Source organism: Streptomyces sp. NPDC101152 (assembly GCF_044768275.1).
Classification (GTDB): Bacteria; Actinomycetota; Actinomycetes; order Streptomycetales; family Streptomycetaceae; genus Streptomyces.
In genome coordinates, this window is the sequence record NZ_JBIWPO010000095.1 from 1 (window position 1) to 11,874 (window position 11,874).

Genomic DNA, 11,874 nt, shown 5'->3' on the forward strand with positions numbered 1-11,874 from the left:
GGCGGAGGCGTCCTCGGCGAAGGTCACGTCCCTGATGTGGTGTGAGGAGTTCTCCACTGCCCAGTGGCCGCGGATCGCGGCGGCCAGGTCGGCGGGGCCGGCCTGGTGAGCGTCGAGGCTGGTGACGGCGTAGACGCTCTCGCGGGACTCGGATTGGCCGGTGGGCTTGCGGCGCCGGTGGACGCGGATGGCCAGGCGGGCGTGGGGGAAGGCGATGCCGCCGAGTTCGTCCGCAACAGCACAGGTCTTGATCGAGCGGGACTCGCGGCGTCCGTGTCCGGTCTCGGAGGCGGCGTGCTGGACGGGGATGTCCCGCCAGGGCAGGGACGCCAGCTGGCGGCGGGTGGTCGGCTGGTTGCTCTTGATCACGGCGATGTAGTGGGCCTGCTTGGCTTCGATCAGCCAGGTGATGTTCGCCTTGACCGAGTGCAGGGCGTCGAAGGTCACGACCGTGCCGGCCAGGTCCAGTGGCGCCAGCAGCGGCTGGAAGTGCGTCGTCTCGTTCGTCTTCGCGCCGACTTCGGCCTGGGCGAGGGTCACGACGGTGCCGTGGGTGACCGCGGAGAGCAGGTGCCGCCGCGGCGCTGCGAGGCGAGATGACCCCTTGAGTGCTTTGCCATCGACGGCTATCACGGCTGCTCGCCCGGGGCTCGCGGTGCGAGCCCCGGTGGCGGTGCGGTGTCGGTCGGCCAGATAGGCACCGACTGCCTGGTCCAGGGCATCACCGTCAACAGCTCCCAGCACGCGCCCGATCGTGGCCGCCGACGGGGTACGCCGCCACCCCAGCAGATGGCGGCGGATGCCGATGGTCTTCAGCAGCGTGTCTGCGGCACGCTGGCCCCACTCGGCGAGTTCATCGATGCTCCGGGCTCCCGAGACAACCGCACAGGCACCCACCAGCAGGATCGCTGTCAGCGAGTACCACCGGCCCCGCCGTGCACGAGGGTCGGGCACCGAGTCGAGGTACGGGCGCAGGTCCGCGACCCGGTCGCTGTCCAGCGACCCCAGTTTCATCAGCGCGGCGGGGATGGGAGAGGACGCAGCAGCAGGCACGGGTTACCTCGTGATCATCAGGCTTAGACACCACAATGATCACGAAGCCCGTGCCTGCCCGCTATGCACCCCAGTCGGTCGCCAACCGCGCGAACGCGGAACTTGAAACCGCCCTGGCTGAGTCGGCCGTCGGAGGCGATCTGGAAGGCGTTCAGCGGCGCCTTCCAGCGCATGGTCCACCTGCGTCGGCCCTTGCCGGTTGGGTCCAGGCTCATCAGCGCGAGATAGACGCATTTGAGGGCGGCGGCCTCGGTCGGGAAGTGCCCACGGGCCCGCACGGCCTTGCGGACGCGATCGCGTCGACGAACAAGACCGGGTAGACGCGGTCCAATGGGCGGCTCTGCCAGGCGGCCATACCGTCCATGACCTGGTCGGTGATGGTAGCGATGGTCTGCTTGGACAGCTCGGCCCCGTAGACCTCGGCCAGGTGGGCTGAGATCTCGCCGTGTGTGAGGCCCTTCGCGGACAGCGACAGCACCATCTCGTCGACTCCGGTCAGCCGCCGCTGCCGTTTCTTGACGATCTGCGGCTCGAACGTGCCTGCGGTGTCGCGCGGGACCTTGACCTCGACCGGCCCAACGTCGGTGAGCACGGTTTTGGCCCGGCCCCCGTTGCGGGAGTTGCCGCTGCCCCGGCCGGCCGCATCGTGTTTCTCATAGCCGAGGTGATCGGTGATCTCCCCTTCGAGGGCAGATTCCAAGACCCGCCAGGTCAGCTGCTGCAACAGCCCTCCCTGCCCGGTCAGCTGCAGCCCCTCCGACCGAACCCCGTCCACCAGCAAGGCGACGAGTTGCTCGTCGGACACGGGCCCAGGCTGCCCCAACTGGGCACTTTCGTCAGGCTCCACGGTCTCCAACTCCACGGCGGTATCAGTCACTTGACGTCTCTCCCATGATCGTCGGATCCGCCGTTAGATTTACGTTTCCGCGCGAGGCGGTGCTACGACGACTGTTCCGGGCCGGGCTGGCGCTCGGCGGGGCCCTCTCCGGTGAACCTGGGATCGGCACGGCGAAGCAGCCGTACTTCCTGGAACTGGAAAATCCCGTCGGCTCGCGCTGATGCGCCGTATCAAGCACGCCTTCGACGGCGACGGGATCCTCGACCCGCATGTTCTGTTCGGCTGAACGGCGCCGATGCGACCCAACGCGAGAAAGGATTGCCGTGAACGGTGCCCACGCCGTGGCCCGCACCCTGCTGGCCTCCGGTGTCGAAGTGTGCTTCGCCAACCCCGGCACCTCCGAACTGCACTTCGTTGCCGCCCTCGATGACGACTGTGAACTGCGGGCCGTGCCGTGCCTGTTCGAGGGCGTGGCGACCGGCGCGGCCGACGGCTACGGTCGCATGACGGGCCGGCCCGCCGCCACGATCCGCAGGGCGTCTGCCGGATGGTCGAGGCTCTGGGGCGACGACCTGCCTACGAAGCAGTCGGGCGACCAGCCTTCGACCCGCGCTGCTGGACCGCCACGGTCTTTCCAAACGGGTGAACTTGCAGCCGGCAGTCAGCACCCTCAATCCGCGAACTGCGAGGACCACGCTCGGCAGCGGCAATCCGTCGCCGCCCGGGGAGAACATTGCGACCCATACGGTCGTCCCGCCCGCTGTGACCGTGCACCAGCGCACCACATCGCCGCCGACTCCCTCGGCGCACGCGCAGCGCAGGCCGCCATTTCCGGCCTCTCTCACACCGCCTACGGGTGCGCCACGAACACACCGCGCTCTGGCCCCGAGGTGCCACATGCCGTCTCACTGGCGGCCGAGTTGGGAGAGTGGCTGCGTACCGGCCGCGCGGATAGGAACCTGGTCGCCCGACAGCCTTGCCCCTCGGCTCAAGCTGCGCGCCAGGACTCCAGATGCTGCGCGACAGAGCGCAAATCGGCTTCCTGCGAGCGGATGCTCCCGGCGAGCTCGTACAGGTCATCGTCCTTGACCTGGAGGGACTCCCCGGAGACATGCATGTACTGGCTGGTGCAGGCCCAGCCGATGACCAGGTTGTAGTCGGCGAAGGGACGCAGCAGGAGCGCGCTGTGCAGGAACGTGGCGGCCCGGGCGGCAGTCTCCTCGTAGTACAGGACGCCGCGCTCTCGCTCGAACTTATGCCGGTCGGCCATGTACCCCAAACTTCCCCAGTCCATGATGGGCACGTTCAGGGGAGTGATCGCCGACTGGATCTGCAGGACCCAGCCGACGTCGACGCGGATGATCGGACTCACCGCTGTCCTGCAGGGAAGCGGGCCTGGACACCGGGCAGCACCCGGGTGGCCTCCGCGACCGCCCCGTCCACGAAGGCGATCCGGTCGGCCTCCTCCACGATGACATCGTGCGCATGCTGCTTCAGACTGCGGCCGGCCAGCGTCGCCCTCGCACGCAGTCGGGCCATCTCTTCGTCGCTGAATTCCACATTGAGTGCAGGCATAGCGACACGGTACCGCGATCGGTACCGAGAGCGGTACCAGGCGGGGTGACGATCTGGATCTAATAGGGCATTTATGCAGGTCAAGCCCTATATGCGACTCTTGCCATTGCCCTACTTTGAGGGTCTTCATCCCATAGGCGACGAATGGAGCTCTCCAGGGCGGATGCTCGGCCGTCCATCTCGTTCGCTTCTATACCTGGAAGTCCGTCTGGTTTGAAGTTGCCGCGGAATCGCCCAATGAACAGCGGAACCGAGCCCTCCGCCTCGCCCGTGATCACGCTACGCCGTGAGCGAGCGCAAGCCGTACCCCAGCGACCTGTCCGACGCCCGATGGGCCCTGATCGAGCCGACGTTGACGGCCTGGAGAAAGGCCCGACTCGACCGCAGACCAACCGGACAGCCGGCCAAGGTCGGTTTACGGGACGTCTTCAATGCGATCCTCTACGTGAACCGCACCGGTATCCCCTGGAAATACCTCCCACACGACTTCCCGAACCACGGCACCGTTTACGCCTACTACGCCGCCTGGCGCGACGAGGGAATCTCGCCCAGCTCAACTATGACCTGACCGGACTGGCGCGCGTGAAAGAGGGGCGCAAGCCCGAGCCGACCGCATCCGTGATCGACACCCAGAGCGTGAAGACTTCCACCAATGTGCCCGTGACCAGCCAGGGAACGGACGCCGCGAAGAAGATCGTCGGCCGGAAGCGCGGCATCCTCACGGACACAATCGGCCTCATCCTCGCCGTGACCGTCGCCGCCGCCGGCCTGTCGGAAAACGCCCTGGGAATCCGCCTCCTCGACCAGGCGAAGGAGACGTACCCGACCATCACCAAAAGCTGGGTCGACACCGGCTTCAAGAATGCCGTCGTCGAGCACGGCGCCACCCTCGGCATCGACGTCGAAGTCGTCAACCGGAATCCGGAGACCCGTGGCTTTCAGGTCGTGAAAGGCGCTGGGTGGTAGAGCGGAGTATCGGTTGGATCATGATGCACCGCCGTCTCGCCCGCGACTATGAAACTCTCACTTCAGCTCCGAAGCCATGATCCACATCGCCTCGATCGACAACCTCGCCAGGCGCATAACGGACGAGACGACACCCACCTGGCGAGGAACGTACTGGGACGTAAACGGCAATCTGCCCACTTCAAACGCCCTCTAACGCACTGGCGTTGCACGACAAGTGACACGACCCCGGGGCAGGTCAGCGCGGATGGGTCGGGCTCGCTGATCGGGGGCGGGACAGTCGTCATCGTGCGTCCTGTTCTCGGTGGCGGGCACCCGCCACCTCGATCGCAGGATAGTCACCCGGATAGCACTTCCGTTCGAGCCGTGGGTCGGCCGGCTAACGACCTTGGGAGCGATACCAGCTCCCGGATCTGCCTGGCGGCCTGGGGCTCTGCACGATCAGGGCGCCGTTGCGGAGAGGTGACGTCGGTCAGGGAGTCGACCGCAGTGGCGGTGCCTGCCACGTCATCCCGGGCGGCTGGAGTAGGGGCGAGGGCTCGGGTCCGGGGTCATCGGTGTCGACGACTCCGGCGGCCGTGTGGTCGAAGTCGGCGGGCCAGCGGGTGTGCTCACTGGCCAGGGCACCGGTCAGGCGTGCTTCGACAAGGTTGGCGGTGCTCAAGTCGGTGCCGCGCAAGTCGGCCATGCGGAGGTCGGCGCGGTGGAAGATCGCGCCGTGGGCGTCGGCCTTGCGCAGGTTTGCCTCGCGCAGGTCGGTCTCGGTGAAGTCGGCGTCATGCAAATCGGTTTCGACCAGCTTCGCGGCCCGTAGGTCGGCCAGGATGCAGCGAGTCCGGCGGAGAATCGCAGTCGTCAGGTCGGCGTGCCGCAGGTTGACCGAGACCAGGGACGCCTGGGTCAGATTTGCGTTGTACAGGCCCGCCGCCTCCATGCAAGCGCGGTCGAAGTTGACCTCGGGGAACCACAGTCCGTCGCAGTCGGCCCGGCGCAAGTCGGTGATGCTGAGGTTGACCCAGGACTGCTCCCGGTGCTGGCACAGCACGCCGAGCGCGGTCAGCGCCACCTGCGCGTCTGCGGCGCGAGTCTCCAGGGGTGCGATGTCGTTGATGGGCACGTCTGCCGCCGGTGATTCCGGCCCGGCGGGTGGCCAGGGCAGGTGTGTACGCAGATACGCGGCCTGGATGGAGATGATGGCCTCCCGGTCGCGGGCGGACTGCTCCGCGATCCGCCACAGCGCGTGCAACCCGCCGATGCGCACATCCAGCTTGTCGCTGCCGAGTTGGTCGACGGCCCGGCTGAATCGGTCGGTGACGTAGCCCTCCTGGGTGGCGCGCAAACCGTCCTGGCTCACCCGCAGTTGCCGCCACGTGGCGTACGCGCCGAAGAGCACCACCAGGCCGCCGACCATCTGCAGAAGCGTCGCACGGACATCGTTCACCGCCTTCAGGCGATCCTGCGCGGCGACGCTCGCCCCGGCGAGATCGTGGTCGACCACCACCCCCGGCAGTACGACGAACACCGTGCCCAGAATGACCAGCCCCGCCGCCCAGGCCAGCAGACCTGCGGCCACCCGGCGCCTGACCGGCCCGTCGTGCCATGCCCGCCGCCCGCGGTCTGGTTCCCCCATCTCCATGGGCATGGGAGCCTAGGCGCCGCTCAGAAGACGATCAAGAGTCCTGCGCCACTGGCCGCAACATGAGAACGGCCGTACGGATTGGGTGAGTTGTGAGGCTTACCTGGGCCCGTGCGGCCTGTTCCCGTCCTGCGCTGTCCGGCATCTCGCGCTGCCGGAGGTGGGCGATCTTGCGGTCGATGCGCTCCAGTCACAGGACGTGCCAGACCCGCAGGGCCTGGAGACGGTTCAGGGCGGGCGGCAGATCATTCAAATAATCGAACACATTTACGATCCTATTGTGACTGTGCACGATAGGTGGCCCGGATGGTCAAATGCGATGCACAGTTCGGGGCCCCGGCGCCACCGGGTGGCTGGCGAGTGGCCCAGCACCCCTCGCGCAGCAGAGCCGTGCACGGCAGCCCATCGACAGGAAGCCGTCATGGGCGCAGGCGCGGTCAGTGGTCATGCGCAGCGCGCGACCTTCGGAGCGGCGCGTTTCTGCAATGGGGAGGCGAGTGGAAGGCTTGGGGCATGTCCTTGCGACCATGGCGGGACCTCCGGCGGTCCTGGCAGCCGGGTCACGCGCCCGCGCTGATGGTGATCCCTCTGGGGCTGATCGTCGCGGTCTGTGTGGTGGACGTGTTGGCTCCGCCGCATATTCACCTCGGCCCTCTGCTGGTGGCGGCGCCGGCGATCACCGTGGCGTTCGCGGGCGTTCGCGTGACGGCTCTGATGGGAGTGCTCGCGGTGGCGGCCCAGGTGCTGATCGGTGTGCTGAAAGAGAGCCTGTCCTCCGCCAACATCCAGGCTCAGATCACCGCTCTGGTCGTCGTCTCGGTCATCTGTGTCGGCATCTGCGTGCTGCGGGACCGGCGTGAGCGACAGCTGCACCGGGTGCGGTCCGTCGCCGAGGCGGCGCAGAGCGTGCTGCTGCAGCCCTTGCCCGTCCGCGCCGGCCCGCTGCAGATCGCCGGCCTGTACATTCCGGCCGAGGAGGAAGCCGATCTGGGTGGGGACCTGTACGCGGCCGCGCGGACCGATCACCACAGCACCCGGCTCCTCATCGGCGACGTCCGCGGCAACGGTCTGGCCTCGATCAACAACACCGCCCTGCTGCTCGGCGCCTTCCGTGCGGCCGCCCATCGGCAGGCCACCCTGCCCCGCCTCGCCGTCCACCTGGACGCCGCCTTCCGCTGGGACAGCACCCAGTGGCGCTCGAGGACGGAACAGGACACCGACGAGGACTTCGCCACGGCGATCCTGCTCGACATCCCCGACCACGAGCCGGTCGTCCACCTCATCAACTGCGGACACCCACCGCCGCTGCTCCTGCGCGGCACTCACGTCACCGCCCTCACGCCGGAGGCGAGCTACCTTCCGATCGGACTCGGCGGCGCCTTCGGCATGACCGCCTACGAGCTCCAGACGTTTCCGTTCGAGGTCGGCGACCTGCTCCTTCTGTACACGGACGGCGTCATCGAGGCACGAGACGCTGGCCACGTCTTCTACCAGCTCACTGACCGGGCGCCCTCGTGGACCAATGACGACCCTGACGAGTTCCTGCGCGCTCTCCATGACGACCTTCTGGCCCATGTCCACGGCCACTTGGACGACGACGCGGCCGCAGTCGCGATCCGCCGCCTGGCCCTCTGATTTCCGGTCGTGATGTGGATGCCTTCGCCGTCAAAGTCGCCGTGGTAGCGCAGTGCGGCTCCGCGGTCGGCAAGGAGGCGCAGGAGGTGGACGGCGGCGCTGTTCGGCCAGCCGGAGGTGCAAACGAGCGGCTGGCAGGCGGCACCGAAGCAGCGCAGGGCCAGGGCCGCTGGGGTTCTCCGTGACGTGCACCGGTCCCGTGCAGGCGCGGAGGTCGCCCGGGCCCGGAGGTGCGCGAGGGTGAGCAAAGCCGCGTGACCCGCTTGCGTGCACACCTGGGTGGTCCGGCCAAGCAACCCCGTCGCCGGCGAGCCGTAGGCCGGCGGTCCGCGACGTCACCATCGACGTGGACCAGCTCCCAGGTCCGCACCGGCCAGGCACCCCGCGTCATGGCCAGCCTCCGCAACCTGGCGATCACCCTCCTCCGCTTCCACGGTCACCGCAACATCGCTGCAGCCCTACGCCACCACGCCCGCGACACCGGCCGCCCTTCAACCTGCTCCTGACGGCTTGATCAACAACTTTGCAGGGGCGCTGACCGCCCACCGCCCCCTTGAAGGCGTCGCTGCCCTCCGCCCGCGTCACGACCAACGCCGTTCGCCAGCCTGGCCTGGCATTAGGACGAATCTAGGACGGTTCAAGGACCCGCGCCCGTAGCGTCTCCACAGGGCTACTGATGCACATCATGCTTTCACTCTGGACTCAGGTCGGGCCCAGGAAGCCCCCCAAAGGCACACCTTGGGGAAAACAGGGACACGCACACGATCGGAGTTTGAAGATGGCACGGATGCGGAAGCGGACCAGAAGCTTCGTCACGGTCCTGGCCGTAGGCGTAACAGCCCTTACCCTCAGCATGCAAAGCGCGAGCGCAACCCTTAACATCCCGAACACTACCCTGCAGAACAATGCCAGCGGCGACTGCGTCATTGCACGCCCTTCTGTGTCGGCTGGCATAGGCCCCTGCGGCTGGGACGATCACTTTCGCATCATCAGCGCCGCCCCCGACGCCGGAGGCGCCGCCTACGTGCAGATCCAGACCACCGACGACGACGAGACCCACGCCGGCTACTGCCTGTACGCCGTTGGACCGGGCACCGGCCCCTCGGGCGCCCCTGCCGCTTCCTCCGACGTGGAATTGATCCCCTGCTCGTACAACGACCCCCGTTCCATATGGGCTGTGGCCAGGGCCGGAGCCACCGTCAACGGCCTCACCCCCGAGACATTCTTCGCCTTCGACGGGCGCGTCTGCCTGGACGGCGGTTTCGGGACCCTATACGCCTATCGCGAGGAGGGCTGCAACGGCAGCAACGCCTGGCAAAGGTGGACTGTGTACACCGGCTGACCACTCAGCCCAGAAGCGCCAGGCCCGTTTCAAAGTCATGTTGACCGCGTAGGTGTGTTGGTCACGGCGGTGTGACGATGTGCTGCTGGGGCACTACGAACGCAACGAAGCTCCCGTTGAGAGGGGTGACCTTGCCAAGTCGCTCTGTTCAACCGGAGCTTCGATGTGCCGTCAGTCTGCCACTGTCTGTCCGGTCAAGTCGCCGCTGCGCGAGTACGTGTCCGCCGGGACGCTCGGCGGACGCCTGGCGGGCCTGGCTGATCCGCGCCGTCGCCGCGGGCGGCGTCACCCGTTCGTTAGCGTGCTGCTGATCGCTGCCTCCGCCGTCCTGACCTTTGCCTGCTCGTACGCGGCGATCGGCCAGTGGGCACGGTGCGCGGCGCAGGAAACTCTGGCCCGCCTCGGTGCCCGGGTCGCCGGAGTGCTCCAGGTCCGTATCCCGCCGAGCACGGCCACAGTCCGCCGGATCATCGCCCTGACCTGCCCGGGCGGCCTCGCAGACCTGACCGGCACCGATCCCGTCGGCACCGCCACCCTCGCAGTGGACGGCAAGAGCGCCCGGGGATCCCGCCGCGGCGAGCTTCCCGCAGCTCATCTGCTGGCGGCGATGACCGGCGACGGGCAGGCCGTCACCCAGCTGCGGGTGCCGCGCAAGACGAACGAGATCACCTGCTTCGCCGCGCTGCTCGCGCCGCTCGACCTGACCGGTGTCACCGTCACCGCCGACGCTCTGCACACCCAGCGTGACCACGCGCGGTTCCTCGTCGAGGACAAGCAGGCCCACTACCTGCTGATCGTCAAGGCCAACCAGCCCGGACTGCACCAGCAGTTACGCTCCCTGCCCTGGGAGGACGTCACCGCCCGGCGCTACGACCGCGAGCAGGGCCACGGCCGCAAAGAGACCCGCGTGACCCGGGTCCTCACCGTCACCGGGCTGACGCTGGACTTCCCGCACGCGGTCCAGGCCGCCCGCGTCACCCGCCACCGCACCGACCTCAAAACCGGTAAACGCACCCGTCGGACCGTCTACGCCCTCACCGACCTGACCACACAACAGGCATCACCCCAAGTCATCGGGCATCTCGCACGATCACAATGGGTCATCGAGAACCGGCTGCACTTCGTCCGCGACACCGCCTTCCGCGAGGACGCATCAAAGGTCCGCACCGGCCGGGGACCTGAGAACATGGCCACCCTGCGCAATCTCGCGATCAACGTGCTCCGACGCAGAGGCCACACCAACATCGCCGCCGGCCTCCGCCACACCTCGTACAACGCCTTCACCAGACCGCTCGACCTGCTCGGCATCGCTTGACCTGCACGATCACACCGCAACTCGGACCTTGAAACGGCCCTGGCTCACCACCGTCCGCGCGGTACGGCGCAGGATCGGCCCCGACAACAGGACCAAGGTGCTCGAGCTCGACGACCAGGTGCGCGTCTACCGGATCGAGGCCGTCCTCGTGGATAGTCTCCGGCGGGCGTTCGATCTCGCCGACGCCCGGCCCGACCTCCTGCGGCAGGAGCCGGCAGCTCGCGGCGGTCACCGACCTCGCGGGACGTGGGCAGTAGCCGCTGACCCGCCGTCGCCTTGGGAGCACGGCGGCACTGCGCTGGAGGACCGGCCCTCCGTTACGGTCGCGCCATGACTGGTGCCCTGCGCCCTCCCCGAACGACTTGGGAGTACTGCGGACAGGGAGTGCGGCGCGGAGCCTGCGGAGGTCAACGCCGCCTTCTCTGCGTACCGCGGCAAATGGGCCACTTCGGCTGCCCAGCCTGCGGGACGTGCCTGGTTGTGGCACGGTGGAGGGGCTCCTGGCCCGCCGCTTTCCCCCGTAGCGGCGGGCCAGGAGCACGTTCTGCGAGCGAAGCCTCCGTCAGGCCGCCGAGGTCGTCATGGACTTGGTGTCGGCTTCGTAGGCGCGGTGTCAAAGGTCCACTCACGACCCGTCGATCAGCGGGGTCAGCCAGTCCGGGGCGGCCGCAGCCAGCGCTTCCAGCGCCGCCCGCAGCGTCTCGCCGACGAACTCCATGCGGTTCAGCGTGCGCACCGCAGCCAGCACCTGTGTGGAATCGGTCCGCTGCCGGCCCCCGGCCCGCAGCAGTCCCGCGTCGGACAGCCGGGACAGAACCACGTCCAGGACACGTTCCTCCAGCCCATGCGCGAGAAGCCGGGCCCGGAAGTCTCCCAGGACGGTGAAGTCGAACCCAGGATCATCCAACTCCAGGCCCAGCAAGAACTTCCAGTCCATACGGGCCCGTACCTGGTCAGCGGCCTGCCGGTCGGAAAGACCCTCCGCATACTGCAACACCGACACCAGGGCCAGAGCGCCCGGCGAGATCGCGGGGCGTCCCTGCCCGGAGAAGGCCACCGCGAAGTCGTCGTCCCTGAACACCAGGCCGAGCACTTCCCGGACCCGGATGGCCAAAGTCCCCTTCGGGAACGCAGCCCGCACCACCCGAGCCGTCAGCTCAGGCACCGTCATCCGACCGCGACTCCAGCGACATCCCGATCCCACATCCCGCCAACGACCATAGCCATCAGTATTGATCCGAAACTCAAAGGGTTCTATTCGAGGATGTAGCGGACGTGTCGGCCGCCGAAGTAGCCGCGGACGATGTGCGGCTGGCGTTGACGGCGGTGGAAGAACCTGCGGGTCTCGGCAGCGAGTTGGGCCTGGTCTCGGGCCCGGCTGTGCATCGGAAGGCTCCGTTTGAGGTCGGCGTTAACCAGCTCAGTCTGCTTGTCACAGTGCAGGGTGCGATGGACAACGGGGTATGGACGCGCCGATTATCAGCAGTGAGGGCCTGTTGCGGCTGGTCGAGTTG

The 11,874-nt window shown here is 67.8% G+C and carries 8 protein-coding genes and 6 pseudogenes; 6 read left to right on the forward strand and 8 right to left on the reverse strand.

Features of this window, described 5'->3' with window-relative positions; translation table 11 throughout:
* A partial coding sequence (locus ACIRVK_RS44045; protein ID WP_404257581.1) for an ISAs1 family transposase occupies window positions 1-1,053 on the reverse strand: 1,053 nt, incomplete at its 3' end.
* A 292-nt stretch (window positions 1,054-1,345) separates the two neighbouring features.
* Window positions 1,346-1,807: pseudogene (locus ACIRVK_RS44050) on the reverse strand (transposase); the annotation flags it as partial.
* Between the two features lie 137 nt (window positions 1,808-1,944).
* On the opposite strand from ACIRVK_RS44050, the gene ACIRVK_RS44055 reads away from it, so the two are divergent.
* Together ACIRVK_RS44055 and ACIRVK_RS44060 are read left to right on the forward strand one after the other, a co-directional pair.
* The gene (locus ACIRVK_RS44055; protein ID WP_404257583.1) at window positions 1,945-2,112 is read left to right on the forward strand and encodes a hypothetical protein; all 168 of its coding nucleotides are present in this window, start codon (window positions 1,945-1,947) and stop codon (window positions 2,110-2,112) included.
* A 48-nt stretch (window positions 2,113-2,160) separates the two neighbouring features.
* A pseudogene (locus ACIRVK_RS44060) lies at window positions 2,161-2,412 on the forward strand (thiamine pyrophosphate-binding protein); the annotation flags it as partial.
* Between the two features lie 467 nt (window positions 2,413-2,879).
* Here the strand turns inward: ACIRVK_RS44060 and ACIRVK_RS44065 are convergent.
* Window positions 2,880-3,263, reverse strand: a complete 384-nt coding sequence (locus ACIRVK_RS44065) for a hypothetical protein (protein ID WP_404257585.1) — start codon at window positions 3,261-3,263, stop codon at window positions 2,880-2,882.
* A complete protein-coding gene (locus ACIRVK_RS44070) occupies window positions 3,260-3,466 on the reverse strand; it encodes a hypothetical protein (protein WP_404257587.1) in 207 nt (68 codons plus the stop codon). Before ACIRVK_RS44070 ends, ACIRVK_RS44065 begins: the two co-directional genes overlap by 4 nt.
* 286 nt (window positions 3,467-3,752) lie before the next feature.
* Here ACIRVK_RS44070 and ACIRVK_RS44075 point away from each other — a divergent pair.
* Window positions 3,753-4,628 (forward strand): annotated as a pseudogene (locus tag ACIRVK_RS44075) (IS5 family transposase).
* A 276-nt stretch (window positions 4,629-4,904) separates the two neighbouring features.
* Here ACIRVK_RS44075 and ACIRVK_RS44080 read toward each other — a convergent pair.
* Window positions 4,905-6,062, reverse strand: a complete 1,158-nt coding sequence (locus ACIRVK_RS44080) for a pentapeptide repeat-containing protein (RefSeq protein ID WP_404257589.1) — start codon at window positions 6,060-6,062, stop codon at window positions 4,905-4,907.
* Between the two features lie 519 nt (window positions 6,063-6,581).
* Here ACIRVK_RS44080 and ACIRVK_RS44085 point away from each other — a divergent pair.
* Complete coding sequence (locus ACIRVK_RS44085; protein WP_404257591.1) at window positions 6,582-7,703, forward strand: PP2C family protein-serine/threonine phosphatase; 1,122 nt, start codon at window positions 6,582-6,584, stop codon at window positions 7,701-7,703.
* Between the two features lie 62 nt (window positions 7,704-7,765).
* On the opposite strand, the pseudogene ACIRVK_RS44090 reads toward ACIRVK_RS44085, so the two are convergent.
* Window positions 7,766-7,978, reverse strand: a pseudogene (locus tag ACIRVK_RS44090) (DUF2399 domain-containing protein); the annotation flags it as partial.
* 749 nt (window positions 7,979-8,727) lie between these two features.
* Here ACIRVK_RS44090 and ACIRVK_RS44095 point away from each other — a divergent pair.
* Both ACIRVK_RS44095 and ACIRVK_RS44100 read left to right on the forward strand, forming a co-directional pair.
* Window positions 8,728-9,045 (forward strand): hypothetical protein, encoded by a 318-nt coding sequence (locus tag ACIRVK_RS44095; RefSeq protein WP_328335231.1) that lies wholly within the window; start codon window positions 8,728-8,730, stop codon window positions 9,043-9,045.
* A 163-nt stretch (window positions 9,046-9,208) separates the two neighbouring features.
* Window positions 9,209-10,360: an ISAs1 family transposase gene (locus ACIRVK_RS44100; RefSeq protein WP_404257593.1), complete on the forward strand. Its 1,152-nt coding sequence runs from the start codon at window positions 9,209-9,211 to the stop codon at window positions 10,358-10,360.
* Window positions 10,361-11,009: 649 nt separating this feature from the next.
* Here the strand turns inward: ACIRVK_RS44100 and ACIRVK_RS44105 are convergent.
* A pseudogene (locus ACIRVK_RS44105) lies at window positions 11,010-11,531 on the reverse strand (transposase); the annotation flags it as partial.
* A gap of 83 nt (window positions 11,532-11,614) precedes the next feature.
* Window positions 11,615-11,782, reverse strand: a pseudogene (locus ACIRVK_RS44110) (IS630 family transposase); the annotation flags it as partial.
* Window positions 11,783-11,874: the final 92 nt, after the last annotated feature.